This is a genomic window from Mariprofundus aestuarium (assembly GCF_002795805.1).
In the GTDB taxonomy this organism is placed as follows: Bacteria; Pseudomonadota; Zetaproteobacteria; order Mariprofundales; family Mariprofundaceae; genus Mariprofundus; species Mariprofundus aestuarium.
In genome coordinates, this window is the sequence record NZ_CP018799.1 from 784,105 (window position 1) to 801,773 (window position 17,669).

Here is a 17,669-nt window from a genome sequence, read left to right on the forward strand (position 1 = left end):
GCCAGTTTATTCCAGATCGTATGGCGAGTGCAATGCGAGAAAAAGCCCTCCCTTTGTGGATGTCCTGATTCGGCCGCGCACAACCACGCTTTGACCATGCTGAGGAAGTTGCGATGCATGGAACCACTTCCGGGCGCTGCGCGGGATGGTCACGGTCAGTTTTCCCAGCTGGAATCGCCATGGCCCATCTGCCTTGATCTCTCCACGAACCAGCCGGAACTGGCCGATATGCCGGGCTGTGACACTGCCGGCTTCCAGTACCCGGAAGGGTTCGGCATTCCAGATGCCGCGTCTGGCCATGCGGGCTTCTGCCTCGGCTATTAAAAGCCTGTTTGCCCACTGGAAGTTCGGGGCAAAGGTGTAAGCCAGTGCCAGCCCCTCTTGTACCAGCTGCTCATTGATCCAGCTGCCATCCCTTAAATAGAGCTGTGCGAGGGTGCGTCCGTAATCATCTTTGTTGTCCCGGTCCAGCTGCAGGCGGATCATTTTTCCCGCTATCAGTTGTTCAAGCCTTCTTTTTGCTTCTGTACCAAAGGGTTGTCCCGGCTCTTTGTCATGCGCCACCTCCGGCGTGTTGATGCCGAGCAGGCGCACCTTTTCACCTGCAGTGGTGCGGAAGGTGTCACCGTCAAATACCTTGCCTGCATGTACCCAGCGGGAGTGACCAACAACGGATAGGGTTCCAGCCTGCGCCCCGCTGACTGTAAGCAGCAGCAGGGCGGCTAGTGCGAGATTAACCGTTTTTCGTGACAAGGGTACCGACGAGCTCCGAATAGGAGCTCAGTTCATGGCGCTTGAGGTAATCGGAGAGGCCATCGAGAAGTTTGCCGCACATCAGTGGATCATAGAACAGCCCTGTACCGATACCGATGGCATCGGAGCCGACAACGGCAAATTCAATGGCATCTTTGGCATTGGTGATACCGCCCTGGCCGAGAATCGGAACATTGTGTCTGGCTGCAATGGCCCGCGTCTGGTGAATCTTCCACAGTGCCACCGGTTTGATACATGGCCCTGAAAGACCCCCTGATATGTTATCGATGATTGGTGTGCGACGTTCGATATCAACAGCCATGCCGACCAGTGTATTGATCACAGAGAGGCCATCACTGCCCGCCTCGATAACCAGTCGTGCTGTTTCAGCAATATCCGCGCTGTTGGGGGATAGCTTTGTAATCAGCGGCTTTTTCGTCATTGGGCGCATCGCCTCAACTACGCGGGCCGCCATGCGGGGATCGTTGCCGAAATGAACGCCTCCAGCCTTCACATTGGGGCAGGAGATATTGATCTCGATTGCCGTGACCGGAGAGTCATCAAAGATGCGAGCCACCTCGGCATACTCCTCAGGGGAGGTGCCGTTGGCGTTGGCCCAGAACTGGGTCTCATCATGCGGAAGGTCAGGCAGGATGTTCTCCACCACGTAGCGGGCACCCGGGTTCTGCAGGCCGATTGCATTGAGCATCCCGGAAGGTGTTTCATAAACGCGGTGCGGGTTGTTGCCCATGCGTGGCTCAACCGTTGTACCCTTGAGGATGACAGCACCGATGTTGCGGTTGTCCCACCCCTCAACACGAGTGTACTCATCGCCGAAGCCCACGCAGCCGGAGAGCAGGACAAGCGGGGTTTGAAGTGTAAGGCCGGCAAATGAAGCGGAAAGATCAGGTGAATTCGACATAGGGCAATGATAACCGGATCGTCCGTTTGCGCCTACACCGTTTTTATGCTTGGCTTGTTTGTGATGCTTCCCATAGAATTGTTATAGACAGGTGATAATGATACGCATCTAATTTGTCGGATAGAAATGCGGCTATAAAGGGTTATCAATGAATGAAGCAGAGTTGGTGAGTAAGCCTTCGATTCGAAAGGGGATCCGCTGGAAGTTGATGGTGGCGATGGTCGGCATGATTGTGGCGATCGTAACCCTTTTGACGGTGTTGCAGGTAACCAGCCAGAAGGCAGCCCTGAAAAAGAATCTCAATGCCCACAGCGCTTTCCTCAAAGAACAGATGACCAAAAAGGCAGACCGGGCATCTGAGCAGATGTCCAGTCACCTGCAGAACCTTGTGTCTACCCACCGACTGTCACTGGCCAACCAGTATGTCCGCGAGGTGGTCCGCGATATCGACGACCTTAAATATGTAATTCTGATGCAGGGGGATCAGCCGCGCATCGCTTACGGTACCAACCTAAGCAGTGAATTGAGAAGAGAGATTCTTCGTGGCCATATTTCCGAGTTTGCAGTCAGTCAGCAGCAGAGGTTCAAACATGATTTTAAGGTGGAGGATCTGGCTTTTATGGAGTCGGTTGTTCCGATTCAGGTGGATGAGCAGCAGTGGGGTGTGTTGCGACTTGGCTTCTCTCTGGGTGAGTTGAATCTGGCGCTGGAGCAGTCGGAAGCTTATGTGGCGGAGGAGATGAACCACATGCTGTTGCAGGCAACACTGACGGCACTTCTGTTCCTGGTTGTCGGAGGCATTGTGGTCTATTTTCTGGCGGGCATGTGGACACGACCGATTCAGGAGCTGGTTCGCTTCTCGCATGCGCTCGCAGAAGGTGATTTCAGAGCTACCCCGCATGTCAGTATTCGCACAGAGGATGAGATCGGTGTGCTTGTAGCATCGCTTGAAGATATGGCGGCAGGTCTGCGCGACTCCTACGCACAGCTTGAAGATCACAGCCATACGCTGGAAGAGCAGGTGGAGAACCGAACCCGTGAACTGGCCGAGGCGCGTGACAGGGCGATCGCTGCCATGCAGGCGAAGAGTGAGTTTCTGGCCAACATGAGTCATGAGATACGCACACCGATGAATGCTGTGATTGGCCTGACCCACCTGACACTGGATCGTGAGACCGACAAACAGCAACGCAATTACCTGACCAAGACGCTAGAAGCATCCGGGGTTCTGCTATCGATTATCAACGACATTCTCGATTTCTCCAAGATTGAAGCGCATAAAATGGAGTTGGACCGGATCGATTTCGAGATGGATGAGGTGATGCACAATCTCGCCAGTATCGGTGGTGTGCGGGCCAGTGAAAAAGGACTCGATTTTCTGATCGACTTCCCACCCAATATGCCGCGTTTAAATGGTGACCCACACCGACTTGGACAGGTGCTTCTGAACCTGGTCAACAACGCGGTCAAATTTACTGAAGAGGGGCAGGTTATTGTAAGTGCCCGGGTGCAGGTTCCCTATGACGACGGTCACCTGATCCGCTTCACGGTAACTGATACTGGTATCGGCCTGAGCGAGGAGCAGAAGTTACGCCTGTTTCAGGCATTTACTCAGGCCGATAGCTCAATCACCCGACGCTATGGTGGAACAGGTCTTGGCCTCGCCATCAGCAAGCAGCTGGTTGAGATGATGCATGGTGAAATCGGCCTAGACAGTGTCGAAGGAAAGGGCAGTTGTTTCTATTTTACGGCGCGTTTTGAGGCGGCGACAGAGAGTGTTTCTCAAGCTGTTGTGATTCCTGAGTCACTGAACAGGATGCGTATTCTGATTGTCGATGATAATCCGACCTCCAAGATTATTCTGGCCCGTTTTATCGAAAGCTTCGGCATGAGATCGGAACAGGTTTCGACGGTAAAAGAGGCAGCGAAGTCTTTGAAGCTGGCCTCGGCTGATCCGTACGGCCTGTTGATCGTGGACTGGACCCTGGCTGAGATGAAGGGCCTTGATAGCCTGGCCCTGATCCGCAAGGCGGCAAAGCTAGCTGTTCTTCCGCCTGCCATTTTGACCGCCAATTACGGGCAGAGCATCTCCGATGATGATGCAGAAGGGGCAGGGTTTGCTGCAACGCTGCTTAAACCTGTGACAGCTTCGTCAATGCTTGAATCGATCGTCGGTGTGTTTGGTCATGGTGGCGAGAGTGATCATGAGCTGGCGCGAGGAAAAGCAGAGATGGCCGGTCAAGTGGCCCACCTTCAGGGGGCTAGGCTGCTGTTGGTAGAGGATAATCCGATCAATCAGATGGTGGCCGAAGGACTTCTGGGTCGGGTCGGGATTAGTCTGGTTGTCGCGCATAATGGCCAGGAAGCGGTTGATGCTGTGCGCTCTGACAGCTTTGATGGCGTGTTGATGGATATGCAGATGCCGGTGATGGATGGTCTGGAGGCGACCCGAATCATTCGCAGCGACCCGGCTTTCGCCTCGCTGCCGATCATCGCGATGACCGCGAATGTGTTACCAGCTGATGTGCGTGACTGTTTCGAGGCGGGTATGAATGACCACATCGCCAAGCCGATAGACCCGCAGGATCTCTACGCCAAACTGGAGAAGTGGGTCAATAGTTTCCGCCTTGGTGAAACAGAGATTGCTCCAGCTATTGAGATTGATACATTGCCGCAACTTAAGGGGATCGATGTCGCTGATGGAATCAGGCGTGTTGGCGGTGACCCGAACCATTATCGAAATATTCTCAGCAAGTTTGTTGAGAGTCAGGTGGATGTGATCGCGCAGGCGCACCAGGCCATGGCAAATGGCGGCACCAAAATGGCTGAGAGGTTATTGCATTCACTTAAAAGTGTAGCCGGAAACATTGGCGCCAAAGGGCTGCATGATGAGGCATCCAGATTGGAGCAGCTTGTGCGCGATGGCGTTGAAATTAAAGCGGATGATGAAAAGGCGGCTGAAAGCAGGCTTTCTGAGGTGATTGCCTCTATTCGCGGCTGGATTGAAGAGAAGCAAGAGGTCGTTGCGGAAGAGGTTGTGGTTGAGCCCAGTGGTGAGTTTGACCGCGAGCATGCAGCAGAGGTGGCTGGACGCATGCGTCTGCTGCTGGAGGACTATAACGGTGATGCGGTTGATCTTTTGGATGAACTTGAGGCAGCGCTCGCCGGTTCATCCATTGCAGCGAAACTTCCCCGTATCAAGAAATATCTGGACGCCTATGACTTTGATGCGGCTCTATTGCTGCTGGAAGGTATCGAACAGGCGATCAGAGCCGCCTGACCTGAGCTCTCCTCCGCCTGTCAAGACCTACTGTTTTGTTTCGAGCAGGTCGCGGGCGTGCAGGGTCTGGCCACGAACATCTTTGGAATCATCTGACAAAAGGTAGAGGTAAGCGGGAGTCACACTGCTTGCTGTTGGCACCATCTCCGGGTGCTCGCCACCGTAGGTGCGCTTGAACAGTTTGGTGCGCACACGACCGGGATTAAGGGTATTGAAACGGTACGGTTTCTCAGGATGTTCCATCTGCCACATGGAAGCGGCATAGGCGAGCGCCCGCTTGGCCATGCCATAGGCGTGCCAGTTGGCCTTGTCCTCATCAACCATATCGCAGGTGGTGAAGATCACAGAGGCCGATTCAGCGCGCTTGAGCAGTGGGAACATGATCTGGGTCAACAGGTTCGGTGCAGTGAGATGGATATCGAGCATTTTGCGGAAATCTTTGGGTTTTACATACTGCAGCGGTGAACAGCGTTCGATCTCACCGGCGCAGTGGACCAGTCCGTCGAGATGCGGCACCTGATCCTTCAGGGCCAGAAATAGTTTTCCGTAGTTATCAAAATCGTTCAGGTTGAACGGGATACAGAGACAGCGTCCGCCAAGCTCTTCAATGCGCTCCTGCGTCTGCTGTAGCGCATCTTCATTGCGCCCCAGTGCAATAACGCTGGCACCAGCTTCGCCAAGAGCTGCTGCAACCTGCTGGCCGATACCATCGGATGCGCCGGTGACCATAATGATGCGATCTTTGAACTCTCCACTCATACCCATTCCCCCTGCGAGGCGGCGATGTTAACTACAAAGTGCGTGAAGGGAAGGGGATATCAGGTGAATTTCGCACGGCGAAAGAGAGCACCCCCTGAGGGGGCAGGTGAATTTCGGCAAGGTGAATGGCGGCAAACACGAATCACCTTGTTGCGCAACTGGAGCGCGGATCTAAACCTCCTTGAGGGAAGAAGGGTGTTGAATCGTTCTGCTTTCCCCATATCCTGCGCAGACTATTTCACCCGGAGATTCATAATGGCCGATTATCAGTATATCTATTCCATGCAGGGCGTTGGCAAGGTTGTTGCCAATAAGAAGGAGATCCTCAAGGACATCTACCTCTCCTTTCTGCCCGGTGCCAAAATCGGTGTACTGGGTCTCAATGGTTCCGGTAAATCGACACTGCTGAAAATCATGGCGGGTCTGGATACCGAAATCCTCGGTGAAGCACGTCCGGCTCCCGGCATTCGTATCGGTTACCTCTCCCAGGAACCTGAACTTGATCCGGCCAAGGATGTGCGCGGTAACGTCGAGGAGGCAGTGCAGCCGATGAAGGATGCGCTGGCCGAGCTTGATGCTGTTTATGCTGCTTATGCCGATCCCGATGCCGATTTTGATGCCATTGCAGCCAAGCAGGCGAAGCTGGAGGCCTTTATCGAGGCCGGTGACGGGCATAACCTTGATCGCAAGCTTGATGTCGCTGCTGATGCCCTGCGTCTGCCTGAGTGGGATGCGGATGTGACCAAGCTCTCCGGTGGTGAGCGTCGCCGTGTCGCACTCTGCAAGCTGCTGCTCTCCAATCCCGATATGCTGCTGCTCGATGAGCCGACCAACCATCTTGATGCAGAATCTGTGGCGTGGCTGGAGCGCTTCCTGCACGACTATCCTGGTACTGTTGTAGCGGTCACCCATGACCGTTACTTCCTCGATAATGTGGCCGGCTGGATTCTGGAACTGGATCGCGGTCGCGGTATTCCGTTTGAGGGTAACTACTCAGGATGGCTGGAGCAGAAAGAGAAGCGTCTGGCGGTAGAGGAGAAGCAGGAGTCATCACGCCAGAAGGCGATGAAGCATGAGCTGGAGTGGGTGCGTGCCGGCACCAAGGGTCGCCATGCCAAGTCCAAGGCGCGTCTGAAAGCTTTTGATGATCTCTCAAGTCGTGAAACTCAGGAACGCAACGCCACCAAGCAGATCTTTATTCCATCGGGTGAGCGACTGGGTGATATCGTGTTCAAGGCCGTAAATGTCAGTAAAGGTTTCGGAGATCGCCTACTGGTGGAAAACCTGAACTTTGACCTGCCACGCGGTGGTATTGTGGGCATCATCGGTGCCAATGGCGCCGGTAAAACAACCCTGTTTCGCATGCTTACAGGTCAGGAGAACCCCGATTCCGGTGAGCTGATTGTTGGTGAAACCGTTAAAGCCTCCTATGTCGATCAGTCGCGTGATTCGCTTGATGACAGCAAAACCGTTTGGGAAGAGATCTCCGGCGGCACTGATTCGATGTATCTGGGCAGGGTTGAGGTTTCGAGTCGCGCCTATTGTGGTCGCTTTAACTTCAAGGGCGGCGATCAGCAGAAGAAGATCGGTCTGCTCTCCGGTGGTGAGCGCAATCGCGTCCATCTGGCCAAGATGCTCAAAGAGGGCGGCAATGTGTTGATGCTCGATGAGCCGACCAATGACCTTGATGTTGAAACCCTGCGTGCGCTAGAAGAGGCGCTGCTCGATTTCGCAGGTTGCGCCATTGTCATCTCGCATGACCGCTGGTTCCTCGACCGTGTCGCCACCCACATGCTCGCCTTTGAGGGCGAAGGCCATGTTGAGTGGTTTGAGGGCAACTTCGAAGAGTATGAGGCGGATAAGAAGAAGCGGCTCGGTGAAGATGCAACTCAGCCGCACCGTATGAAATATAAGAAGCTGGTCTAAGGAGCATCCCATGGATAAACCTGTCGTAGTCATCGGAATCGGCGAGATCGGATCGGTCTTTGCACGTGGATTTATGAAGCTCGGTTATCCGGTTGTGCCGGTGACGCGCGAGATGGATATGGCGCTTGTATCAGCCGACTTTCCAGAGCCTGAAATGGTCGTGGTCGCAGTGGCCGAGAAGGATCTGCATGCTACACTGAAGCAGATTCCCGATAGCTGGTGCGACAAGCTTGTGCTGCTGCAGAATGAGCTGCTGCCGCGTGACTGGAAAGAGCATGGACTGGAGAACCCTACGGTGATCTCTGTCTGGTTTGAGAAGAAGAAAGGCATGGACTCTAAGGTGGTGATTACCTCACCGGCCTATGGGCAATTTGCAGGGTTGCTCAAAGAGGCGCTTGGCTCGCTCGACATCCCGGTTGCTGTGCTGGAGGGTGAAGATGCGCTGCTCTTTGAGCTGGTGCTGAAGAACCTCTATATCCTCACTACCAATATCGCAGGCCTTGAAGCTGGCGGCAATGTGCGCGAACTGTGGCTGAACCACAATGAATTGGCCTGCAGTGTGGCCGGTGATGTGCTCGATATTCAGGAGCACCTGACCGGAGAGGTGCTCAATCGCAGAACCTTGATCGAGGGTATGCTCAAAGCCTTTGATGGCGATCCCGAACACGGCTGCATGGGGCGTTCAGCCCCGGCAAGGCTGGCACGTGCACTGACTATTGCTGATGAGTCGGGGCTGGATGTGCCGATCCTGCGCAGGATTGCAAAAGCAAGGTTGTAACAGTGAGATGAAGGGGGGCATGCAATGGGAAAATATTTGATCAGCAAACCGATGCGTTTCTTTTTTCTGATAGCGGCCTCGATCCTCTGGGCCGGTATCTGGCTTACTGGCTTTGCCGCGGTGCACTGGCTGCTCTATATCCCGGCGGTATTCTTCATCTTTGCCTCACTGACCGGCATCTGCCCCGGCATGATCATCTCGAACATGCTCTTCGGCGAAAAGAAAGGGGAGTAGGGGCATTTCAGTCCCATGTTCGAAAGAACGAAAAAGGCCCGGCAATCGCCGGGCCTTTTGATTCAGGATGCTTCAGCTATTCAGCCGATCTCCATCAGGCACTCATCCGGATTGACGTTGTCACCCTCTGCCACATAGATCGCCTTGATGATACCGGAGACCGGTGCAAGCACCTGATTCTCCATCTTCATCGCTTCAACGGTCATGACGGTGTCACCTGCCGCAATCTGGTCACCCACGGCAACAGTGACGGTAACAACGCGGCCCGGCATCGGCGTGGTGACGTCGCTGTCGTTTCGCGCCTTCGGACGGCGAGAACCTTTGGACGCCTTTCTGGTGTCGATGTTTCCATCGTGCGTGGGTACCACCTCGGTGAGTGATTCGACCATCACCTCTTCGAGCATATTATCCACCTTCACGTAGAACGGACGCACATCCTCGCTCTTATGTCCGGAGCCCTCGATCTTGATGTGGTAATTTTCACCATGGATGGTGATGTTGAATTCGGTTGGAGCCAACGCTGGCGCTGGCGTCGATTCAGCTGATTCAGCAACGTCGGCTGAAGTCGCAAGCGATTCCGGTTTGAAGTGACCTGTCTCGCGCTCTTCGAAGAACTCCAGGGCAATGGTCGGGAACATCGCATAGGAGAGCACATCCTCGACCGATTTTGCCTTGTCACCGACTTCGCGAGTCAGTGCATCCATCTCGTTGCCCAAAAGATCGGCCGGTCGAACGTTAATGGTCGCCTCATCGCCGATCGCCAACTTGCGTACATCCTCATTGATCTCACCCAGCGCTTTGCCATACATGCCTTTGAGGTAGGACTTGGTTTCGTTGGTGATTACCTTGTACTTCTTGCCTGAAATGACATTCAGCACGGCCTGCGTACCGACAATCTGGCTGGTCGGGGTGACCAGTGGCGGGTAACCGAAATCCTTGCGCACGCGAGGGATCTCATCGAGCACCTCGTCCATCTTGTCCTCTGCGCCCTGTTCTTTCAGCTGGTTGGCAAGATTGGAGATCATGCCGCCGGGAATCTGGTTGATGAATACACGGGTATCCATGCGCGTGGAGTCGGACTCAAAACGCGCGTATTTTTTGCGTACGTCGCGGAAGTGAGCGGCAATCTCCTGCAGTAACACAAGATCCAGACCGGTGTCATATTCGGTTCCAGCAAAGGCTGCTACCATCGATTCAGTTGCCGGATGCGAGGTGCCGCCAGCCAGTGGTGAGATGGCGGTATCGATGATGTCGCAGCCGGCATGTGCCGCTTCCCACTGCACCATCTCGGCAACGCCGGCTGTGGCGTGGGAGTGCAGGTGCAGAGGAATGGAGACCTCTTTTTTCAGTGCCGTGATCAGTTCTCGGGTACTGACCGGGGTAAGCAGTCCTGCCATGTCCTTGATTGCCAGTGTGTCGCAGCCCATATCTTCAAGGCTCTTACCGAGATCGATAAGATACTCCAGTGTATGCACGGGGCTTGTGGTATAGCAGATCGTGCCTTCGGCATGTTTGTCATTGGCCTTGACCTGCTGGATGGCAGTGCGCACGTTGCGCAGATCGTTCATCGCATCGAAGACACGAAATACATCCACACCGTTGGCTGCAGCCATGTCGACAAACTTTCTTACCACATCATCGGCATAATGGCGGTAACCGAGCAGGTTCTGGCCGCGCAGCAGCATCTGGATCGGGGTGTTCGGCAGCGCCTTGTTCAGCTCGCGCAGGCGTACCCACGGCCCCTCTTTGAGGTAACGCAGGCAGGTGTCAAAGGTGGCACCACCCCAGGCCTCAATCGACCAGTAGCCGATTTTGTCCAGCTTGTCGCAGATCGGCAGCATGTCATCCAGGCGCATGCGGGTGGCCAGCAGTGACTGGTGGCCGTCACGCAGGGCCAGTTCGGTAATCGCCAGTTTTCTCTTCATCTCAGTCATCTTGAGTTTCCTTATAATCCGCAATGTGCCGCGATGGCAACGGCAACAGCTGCAGCTATATCTTCACGGGGTTTTCTCGGTTTGTAATCAAGCAGTTCAGGATATTTGTCCATGAACCCGGTATCAAATTCGCCTTTCATAAACACCTCTGATCCGGCAATTGAGATGTAGAGCGGCAGCGTGGTGCGAACACCGCGAATATCATATTCAGCCAGCGCACGCTTGGCGCGTTGCACCGTGCTTTTCCAGTCCGGCGCAAACACAGTCAACTTGGCGCACATCGAATCGTAGTAGGAGGGGATCTCATAGCCTGCATAGACACAGCCATCAACGCGGATGCCCGGGCCACCAGGTGAGTTGTAGCGGGTGATGCGACCCGGCGTCGGCATGAAGTCGTTTTTCGGGTCCTCCGCGTTGATGCGGAACTCGATCGCAAAACCGTTGAAGGATAACTCATCCTGAGTGAAAGGCAGGGCTTTCCCCTCGGCAATGGCAATCTGCTGGGCCACGATGTCAACACCGGTAATAGTTTCGGTAATGGTGTGCTCTACCTGCAGGCGGGTATTCATCTCCATGAACCAGAAGTTGTGGTCCCGATCGACGAGGAATTCGACTGTGCCTGCATTGACATAATCGACTGCCCTAGCTGCTTTAACGGCCACGGCACCCATCTGTTCACGCAGTTCAGGGGTCAGGAAGTTGCTTGGGGCAATCTCGATCAGTTTCTGGTTGCGGCGCTGGATTGAGCAGTCGCGCTCGAACAGGTGAACAACATTACCGTGTGTGTCAGCCAACACCTGAAACTCAATATGGTGCGGCTCGACAATGCACTTTTCCATAAACAGTTCGTCGTTGCCGAATGCTGCCGCTGCCTCACGTTTGGTCATCGGGTAGTTTTCGCGCAGTTCGGCGTCACTGTCGCAGCGACGGATACCGCGGCCACCACCACCGGCAGCAGCCTTCAGCATTACCGGATAACCCATCTCATGGGCCAGTTGCAGTGCTTCATCAATACTTGCAAGTTCGCTTTCCGAGCCTGGGATCACCGGTATGCCGGCGGCAATCATCGATTCGCGCGCTTTGGTTTTACTGCCCATATCGCGGATCGCATCGGGTGACGGGCCGATGTAGGCTATTCCCGCTTCGGTGACAGCACGGGCAAAGTCGGCGTTTTCAGAGAGGAAGCCGAAACCGGGATGTACGGCATCACAGCCTGTCTCCAGAGCAATGGTCACGATGCGGTGAATATTGAGATAGCTTTTAACCGGATCAGGCCCGATCATCACTGCAAAATCGGCTTTTTTTACATGTAGCGCATTGGCATCGGCTTCAGAAAAGATGGCTACAGATTTAATGCCCAGTTCGCAGCACGAACGAATAATGCGAATGGCACATTCGCCGCGGTTGGCTATGAGAATGCGTTTGAACAAAGTTGCGCTCCTCCCTGTTTAGAGCGAACGATGGTAACGTTTGGCCGCATGATCCGTAAACCGGTTTGTTATATGTATCCAGCATCAGGTTGGCAAAGAGAAAGCCGGTGTCCCGATCAGGGCATGTGAACCTCTTCTAAAGTGCCAGAAATGAGGCGATCTGGTCTGGAAAAGCGCGCGTATCGACAGGTTTTGCGATGTAACCGGAGAAGCCACCCTCGAGGATTCTCTCCTTATCACCGCTCATGGCGTGTGCGGTCAAGGCAACAACGGGTGTGTTGCCGATAGCAGGAATTGCTCGCAGCATCTCCAATACACGGTACCCGTCCATCTCCGGCATCTGGATATCGAGTAGAATCAGGTCCGGCGATATCGCCGCTACCTGCTCAAGAAACTCCCTGCCGCTTCCAGCAGTGACTACCTCGGCGTGATGCGCCTCCAGCAGGGCTGTGAAAAGCATCAGTATGCTGGCGGTGTCATCCACGACGGCTATTTTTTTGCCTGAAAAGTTATTCATAGAATCATGACTTCCCCATGCTGGTGATAAGTGAGGCTGTTACCGCCCTCAGCTTTAGCTGTTTGAATCAGGCTGTGGCAGTTCTGCATCAGTTTCTCAGCCGTATCACCATCGCCCGGGAAGAGTGAGATGGCTGCACAGGCGGTTAAACCATGCCCCCCTAGCGCCTCTTCACCGGGGAAAGGGTAGGCCTCGATCAGGTTTTTCAACCGCTTGACTACCAGCAGTGCCCCCTCAAGCTCGGTTTGGGTAAGGATCATGGCGAACTCATCCACACGGTGACGGGTGGCAATATCGGAACCTCTCAGGTTTTTAAGGAAGAAGTTTCCAACCTTGCGTAGTGCTGCGTGCACATAAGCTTCACTGGCTATTTCACTGAAGCGGGCAAAGCCGTCCAGATCAATTAAAACACAGGCGAGATTCTGGCCGTTACGTGCGGAGCGGGAGAGCTCCTGACCAAGGCGGATCTGGAAATAGCGATGGTTGAGAAGCCCGGAAATCGGATCTTTTAGCCCCGCCTGTTGTGGGTAGAGGGTTTCAAACTGCTGGATCTCCTGCAGCAGGCGCTCTTTGGTGAAGGTCTCTTTGCTGACACAATCTTCGATATGGCCCACCAGGCGTATCCGCTCAGCTACGGTCAGATCCTTGGCGCTGACCACAATGATCGGAATATCCTCTGTTCTTGGCTGCCGTTTCAGCTGCTCAGCCACCTCGAAGCCATCCATGCCAGGCATCATGAGATCCAGAATAATGATGTCCGGCTCAACTGTTTCGGCAATGCTCAGCCCTTCGGGGCCGTTGGCTGCAGTGTGAACCCGATAACCCTGGGCTGTGAGTGTTGCGGTATAGAGTTCGAGAATCTTCTCATCATCATCAATGGCCAGCACATGCAGCGTGTTATGTCTGCGATGCAGCCCTTTGCTGAGCATTGTCAGCTTGGAGGACAGCAGGTCCCGGTCAATTGGTTTGGCCAGATAATCTGTGGCACCAAGCGCGATGCCCAGTTCCTCATTTTCGGAAACAGTGCACATGATGACTGAGATGTCGGAGGTTTCGGCATCGAGCTTCAGCTCCTGCAGTACCTCCCAGCCATCTTTGCCTGGCATCATGACATCCAGAAGGATCAGGAAGGGGCGCTTCTTGCGGGCGACATCCAGCGCATCCTCTCCATTCATGGCGTGGCAGACCCGGTAACCTGCCTCAGTGAGATAGAGGGTGATGATCTCCAGTGAATGAGCATCGTCATCGACCACCAGAATCAGCGGCGCATCGGCAGCAACACTGTCGGGTTTATTGTACTGCTGGTTGATGAATTCATGCTCACTGGATGAAGCCTTCGTAACATCATTTGATGAATGCATTACGGTTTCTACCGGCAGGGTAAAAGTAAAGCAGCTGCCTTCTCCCAATGCGCTCTCCACATCAATGGCGCCACCATGCATTTCAACCAGGTGTTTGGTAAGTGTCAGTCCCAGCCCGGTGCCTTCGAAATGGCGTGAGTGGGAGCCATCGGCCTGTTCGAACGGATTAAAGATGATTGCCTGATCCTCAGGGGTGATACCAATGCCCTCATCGGATACAGCAATGGATAGTGTGGCGTAATCCTCTTCATTGCCGCTGATAAAGGAGGCTTTATCGTAATTGACAGTAACCTTGACCTCACTGCCTTCAGGACTGAATTTTATCGCATTGGAGCTGAGGTTGTAGAGAATCTGTTTGAACTTTGTGCGGTCAATAAATATGCCGGGAATCGGTGTTTCACACTCAAGCTTCAGTTGGACGTTCTCTTTGTTGGCATAGCCTTCAAGCACCAGCATGATTTCATCAAGCAGTGCTGAGATATCAACCTTTTCAAGTTTGAGGCTCATCTTCCCCGCCTCAATCTTGGAGAGGTCGAGGATGCCGTTAATCAGCTCCAGAAGATGTTTACCCGAAACATTGATGTTATTCAGGTACTTGGTCTGGGCCTCATTAAGCGGCCCGACAAAACCGTCGATGAGGAATTCGGAAAAGCCGTTGATCGAGGTGAGTGGGGTGCGTAACTCATGCGACATGTTGCTGAGAAACTGTGATTTGGCCTGGTTGGAGCGAATCAGCTCCTCATTGGCCTTGGTCAGGTCGCTTGTGCGCTCGATGATGCGTGTTTCCAGATGTTCGTTTAACGATTTCAGTTCAGCTTTTTCCTCTTCAATGGCCTGAAAGAGACGGGCTTTCTGGATCGCATGTGCCGCCTGGTTGGCGAGCAGGTCCAGAATGCAGACCTGATTCTCATCATAGTCACGCGGCTCGAAATCATTCACATAAAGAATGCCTACGATTTCGTCGCCGAGTGCCAGAGGCACGGCAACCAGTGCTTTCACCCCTTCGTCAACAAGGATGGTGTTAAGGGAAAAATCCTGAGATTCGGACACATTGGGAACTACGAAAGGTTTGCGTTCATTGAGGATGCGCTCAGTCAGTCCACCCTGCCTGACAATCCAGGTTCCCTGCTGCCCAAAACCTTCGGAGAAGCCGGATGAGCTGTGCAGAGAGAGGGCGCGAGTTGATCTGTCATAGAGCGAAATGGTTCCAGCTTCGGAGCCGGTGACCTGCATCGCCTCACGCAGCACCAGCTTGAGCATAAGAGTCAGGTTGCCGCTGTTGTTGAGTTGGCGGCCGACGCGATTGAGTTTTTCGAACTCTGTGAGCATGCGCTCAACCTGCTCTTTCTCTTTTTTGCGTTTTCCTACCTGGTCGTAGAAGAAGTGTGCGGACTTGCCTTCCATGATCTCTACATCGGAAGAGAAGTAGTGACGCAGCCGTTTGGAGACTTCATCGGAGCCGGTGACGTTAATGGCCATGTCGCAGGCTGGAAGCTCTTCAATGGCAGGGTAAATCGGGATTGAAAGTGATTCTGCCAGTGCCAGTGCCGGTGCGTCGGGCCGGGAGTCGGAGATGGCAACCACCTCGATATTGTTATCATCCTGCAATACCTGCAGCAGTGCCTCTCCACCACGGCCAGCTCCGATGATTGCCAGCCTGAAGGTGTGAGGGCTCATGCAGTTACTGTGTCGTTCAGGAACTTATTCACACAACGCAGAACCGAGGGAATATCGAAAGGCTTGCTCATATAGTCCGTTGCGCCTTTGGCCAGAGCAATGTCTCGTTCCTCATCTTCTGGCAGGGCACTGACCATGACGATTGGTAGCGCATTGCCATACAGTTCGCGCAACCTGTCCAGTACCTGGTAACCGGTCATGCCGGGCATGGTAATGTCCATCAGGACAAGGGAGGGGCGTTGCTCTGCGGCAAGTGCAAGAGCCGTATTGCCATCGGCGGCCTGTCGCACCGAGTAATTGGAGGATTCAAGGACAGCAACCTGCATTTCGCGAATTGCATCATTGTCGTCAACAATCAGTATCATGCCCACCCCCTCTCAATGGAAATAATTTGACGCATGTCTAACCGCTTGTTTTTTTAATGACAAGAACAAAGTTTTGGCCCCATCAGTCATTTATTTGACGAAAACAGCAGGAAATATGTTATAGGGCAGATAGGGCTTGAATATAACGCCAATAATATGACGATAATAAGGGTGGGTTAAACTTGTGGGGCAGTCGCTGCACTGCTTGCCGATATTGTGAAATCGCGTAATGTCCGCAATCATTTTTGCTGATAGTCTCAGCTGTTTCCTAAGGCTGTTTTGAGGGGTAATGCAATGTTTGGACTTGGAACAACAGAACTGATTTTGATCCTGATTATTGTCGTGGTGCTGTTTGGTGCCAAGCGGCTGCCGCTGGTGGGCGCAGGTCTGGCCAAGGGTATTAAGAGTTTCCGCACCAATATTGCTGATGATGACAAGAAAAGCGAATCCGCTGACGAAGAACCTGTCGATAAAAAGTAACAGGCCCTCTGGGGAATAAACTGTCATGCCTGATATTGGATTTCTGGAGCTGTTGCTTGTCGGGGTCATCGCGTTTCTGGTGCTGGGTCCGGAGCGGATGCCGGAGCTGTTTGCTCAGGTTGGGCGTGTAGTCCGCAAGGGGCGCGTCTGGATTGGTGATGTGAAGCGTCAGATTGATAAAGAGACTGCGCCACTCTCCACACCTGTTACCGAGATTAAGGATGCCCTGAACATGGGCGACATCAGCAGCTTTAACGACGAGCTCATGAAAAAGCATGGTGAGGTGATTGACCCGACTATTGCGCAAGGTTCCAGTGCTGTTGCCGAAGCAGGAGTCGAAAAGATCAACGAAGGTGAAGTGAAAGCGGATGAGGCTTCGAAGTGAGCCAGAGTGATGGCGACCTGAATGATGCTGACATAGAGCTGAAGGGTGGTGCCGGCAGCATCCTTGCCCATCTCGGTGAACTGCGCCGCCGTTTCAGTATCGCCATAGTCGTTTACATCATCGGTGTGATGGTGCTGATGAATTTTTCCGAGCCGGTATTTGATTATATCTCAATGCCTATGCGTGATGCTCTGCCACCGGATACGCCGCTGGTCTTCCTCAATGCCCCAGATGTCTTTTTTACCTACCTGAAGATCGCACTGGTATTGAGCCTGTTTGCGACGGCGCCGGTAACGCTCTACCAGTTCTGGGCTTTTGTTGCCCCCGGCCTTTACCATCATGAACGGGAAGCCTTTGTCTCCTACTTCTTTGGCTCTCTCGGCTTGCTGATGGCAGGAGCCGCGTTTGCCTTTTATGTCGTATTCCCGCTTATTTTTGAATTTTTCCTGAGCTTCTCCACCGAGAATATTCAGGCGATGCCTGCGGTGAAGGAGTACCTTTCACTGGTGCTGAAGCTGCTCTTCGCCTTCGGGGTCAGCTTCCAGATTCCGATTGCCATCATGCTCCTGGTGCGCCTGAATATTGTTGATACCGAATCACTGGCCGATAAACGCCGTTACGTGATTGTCTGGGCCTTCATCTTTGCCGCTATTCTCACTCCGCCGGACATTATCTCGCAGGTGCTGCTCGGCATTCCGATGATGCTGCTCTATGAGGTCGGCCTTTTTCTGGCCAGGATGAAGAAAGAAAAAGCGGAAGAGGGCGCTGAAAGCAGCTGAGCTGTCTTCAAGACTTGTAGGGCTATATCCGGAAATCTCTTACTGCTGAATAAATGCTGCTGGCCGGAAGCTGACATGTGATTCAAAGC

15 protein-coding genes are annotated in these 17,669 nt (G+C 53.6%); 7 read left to right on the top strand and 8 right to left on the bottom strand.

Features of this window, described 5'->3' with window-relative positions; genetic code table 11:
* Nucleotides 1–6: 6 nt before the first annotated feature.
* Together Ga0123461_RS03960 and Ga0123461_RS03965 are read right to left on the bottom strand one after the other, a co-directional pair.
* A complete protein-coding gene (locus Ga0123461_RS03960; protein ID WP_100277136.1) occupies nucleotides 7–753 on the bottom strand; it encodes a thermonuclease family protein in 747 nt (248 codons plus the stop codon).
* Entirely contained in the window at nucleotides 734–1,675 is a 942-nt protein-coding gene (locus Ga0123461_RS03965; protein ID WP_100277137.1) for a dihydroorotate dehydrogenase, read from the bottom strand. The genes Ga0123461_RS03960 and Ga0123461_RS03965 overlap by 20 nt, the downstream gene beginning before the upstream one ends.
* Before the next feature lie 148 nt (nucleotides 1,676–1,823).
* Between Ga0123461_RS03965 and Ga0123461_RS03970 the strand changes: the two genes are divergently transcribed.
* The gene (locus Ga0123461_RS03970; RefSeq protein ID WP_100277138.1) at nucleotides 1,824–4,955 is read left to right on the top strand and encodes a response regulator; all 3,132 of its coding nucleotides are present in this window, start codon (nucleotides 1,824–1,826) and stop codon (nucleotides 4,953–4,955) included.
* Nucleotides 4,956–4,982: 27 nt separating this feature from the next.
* On the opposite strand, the gene Ga0123461_RS03975 is transcribed toward Ga0123461_RS03970, so the two are convergent.
* Nucleotides 4,983–5,714, bottom strand: a complete 732-nt coding sequence (locus tag Ga0123461_RS03975) for an SDR family NAD(P)-dependent oxidoreductase (protein WP_100278671.1) — start codon at nucleotides 5,712–5,714, stop codon at nucleotides 4,983–4,985.
* Nucleotides 5,715–5,969: 255 nt separating this feature from the next.
* Between Ga0123461_RS03975 and ettA the strand changes: the two genes are divergently transcribed.
* From ettA to Ga0123461_RS03990, 3 genes are read left to right on the top strand one after another with little or no spacing between them, the layout of a single operon-like run.
* Nucleotides 5,970–7,640, top strand: a complete 1,671-nt coding sequence (ettA, locus tag Ga0123461_RS03980) for an energy-dependent translational throttle protein EttA (RefSeq protein WP_100277139.1) — start codon at nucleotides 5,970–5,972, stop codon at nucleotides 7,638–7,640.
* A 10-nt stretch (nucleotides 7,641–7,650) separates the two neighbouring features.
* Nucleotides 7,651–8,418, top strand: coding sequence for a hypothetical protein (locus Ga0123461_RS03985; RefSeq protein WP_100277140.1), 768 nt, complete (start codon nucleotides 7,651–7,653; stop codon nucleotides 8,416–8,418).
* A gap of 24 nt (nucleotides 8,419–8,442) precedes the next feature.
* Nucleotides 8,443–8,652 (top strand): hypothetical protein, encoded by a 210-nt coding sequence (locus Ga0123461_RS03990; RefSeq protein ID WP_100277141.1) that lies wholly within the window; start codon nucleotides 8,443–8,445, stop codon nucleotides 8,650–8,652.
* Between the two features lie 80 nt (nucleotides 8,653–8,732).
* Here the strand turns inward: Ga0123461_RS03990 and oadA are convergent, their stop codons facing one another.
* From oadA to Ga0123461_RS04015, 5 genes are all read right to left on the bottom strand, one after another.
* Nucleotides 8,733–10,586, bottom strand: coding sequence for a sodium-extruding oxaloacetate decarboxylase subunit alpha (gene oadA, locus Ga0123461_RS03995; protein WP_100277142.1), 1,854 nt, complete (start codon nucleotides 10,584–10,586; stop codon nucleotides 8,733–8,735).
* An 11-nt stretch (nucleotides 10,587–10,597) separates the two neighbouring features.
* On the bottom strand, nucleotides 10,598–12,016 hold the full coding sequence (accC, locus tag Ga0123461_RS04000) for an acetyl-CoA carboxylase biotin carboxylase subunit (protein WP_100277143.1): 1,419 nt from the start codon (nucleotides 12,014–12,016) through the stop codon (nucleotides 10,598–10,600).
* 136 nt (nucleotides 12,017–12,152) lie between these two features.
* Nucleotides 12,153–12,533: a response regulator gene (locus Ga0123461_RS04005; protein ID WP_100277144.1), complete on the bottom strand. Its 381-nt coding sequence runs from the start codon at nucleotides 12,531–12,533 to the stop codon at nucleotides 12,153–12,155.
* On the bottom strand, nucleotides 12,530–15,571 hold the full coding sequence (locus Ga0123461_RS04010; protein WP_100277145.1) for a response regulator: 3,042 nt from the start codon (nucleotides 15,569–15,571) through the stop codon (nucleotides 12,530–12,532). Before Ga0123461_RS04010 ends, Ga0123461_RS04005 begins: the two co-directional genes overlap by 4 nt.
* Nucleotides 15,568–15,936: a response regulator gene (locus Ga0123461_RS04015; protein WP_100277146.1), complete on the bottom strand. Its 369-nt coding sequence runs from the start codon at nucleotides 15,934–15,936 to the stop codon at nucleotides 15,568–15,570. Before Ga0123461_RS04015 ends, Ga0123461_RS04010 begins: the two co-directional genes overlap by 4 nt.
* A 294-nt stretch (nucleotides 15,937–16,230) precedes the next feature.
* On the opposite strand from Ga0123461_RS04015, the gene tatA reads away from it, so the two are divergent.
* The 3 genes from tatA to tatC are packed head-to-tail and all read left to right on the top strand — an operon-like array spanning nucleotide 16,231 to nucleotide 17,580.
* Entirely contained in the window at nucleotides 16,231–16,416 is a 186-nt protein-coding gene (tatA, locus tag Ga0123461_RS04020; protein ID WP_100277147.1) for a twin-arginine translocase TatA/TatE family subunit, read from the top strand.
* Nucleotides 16,417–16,441: 25 nt separating this feature from the next.
* Nucleotides 16,442–16,801 (top strand): twin-arginine translocase TatA/TatE family subunit, encoded by a 360-nt coding sequence (locus Ga0123461_RS04025; protein WP_100277148.1) that lies wholly within the window; start codon nucleotides 16,442–16,444, stop codon nucleotides 16,799–16,801.
* Nucleotides 16,798–17,580 carry a twin-arginine translocase subunit TatC gene (tatC, locus tag Ga0123461_RS04030; RefSeq protein ID WP_100277149.1) on the top strand — a complete coding sequence of 261 codons (783 nt, stop codon included), beginning with the start codon at nucleotides 16,798–16,800 and terminating at the stop codon, nucleotides 17,578–17,580. Before Ga0123461_RS04025 ends, tatC begins: the two co-directional genes overlap by 4 nt.
* The last annotated feature ends 89 nt before the right edge of the window (nucleotides 17,581–17,669 follow it).

Excerpts from the sequence above, each read along its gene's own strand:
- tatA (WP_100277147.1), top strand. The coding sequence starts at position 16,231 with ATGTTTGGACTTGGAACAACAGAACTGATTTTGATCCTGATTATTGTC.
- Ga0123461_RS04005 (WP_100277144.1), bottom strand. The coding sequence starts at position 12,533 with ATGAATAACTTTTCAGGCAAAAAAATAGCCGTCGTGGATGACACCGCC.
- oadA (WP_100277142.1), bottom strand. The coding sequence starts at position 10,586 with ATGACTGAGATGAAGAGAAAACTGGCGATTACCGAACTGGCCCTGCGT.
- Ga0123461_RS04010 (WP_100277145.1), bottom strand. The coding sequence starts at position 15,571 with ATGAGCCCTCACACCTTCAGGCTGGCAATCATCGGAGCTGGCCGTGGT.
- Ga0123461_RS03975 (WP_100278671.1), bottom strand. The coding sequence starts at position 5,714 with ATGAGTGGAGAGTTCAAAGATCGCATCATTATGGTCACCGGCGCATCC.
- Ga0123461_RS03965 (WP_100277137.1), bottom strand. The coding sequence starts at position 1,675 with ATGTCGAATTCACCTGATCTTTCCGCTTCATTTGCCGGCCTTACACTT.
- Ga0123461_RS04015 (WP_100277146.1), bottom strand. The coding sequence starts at position 15,936 with ATGATACTGATTGTTGACGACAATGATGCAATTCGCGAAATGCAGGTT.
- Ga0123461_RS03985 (WP_100277140.1), top strand. The coding sequence starts at position 7,651 with ATGGATAAACCTGTCGTAGTCATCGGAATCGGCGAGATCGGATCGGTC.
- Ga0123461_RS04025 (WP_100277148.1), top strand. The coding sequence starts at position 16,442 with ATGCCTGATATTGGATTTCTGGAGCTGTTGCTTGTCGGGGTCATCGCG.
- Ga0123461_RS03970 (WP_100277138.1), top strand. The coding sequence starts at position 1,824 with ATGAATGAAGCAGAGTTGGTGAGTAAGCCTTCGATTCGAAAGGGGATC.
- ettA (WP_100277139.1), top strand. The coding sequence starts at position 5,970 with ATGGCCGATTATCAGTATATCTATTCCATGCAGGGCGTTGGCAAGGTT.
- Ga0123461_RS03990 (WP_100277141.1), top strand. The coding sequence starts at position 8,443 with ATGGGAAAATATTTGATCAGCAAACCGATGCGTTTCTTTTTTCTGATA.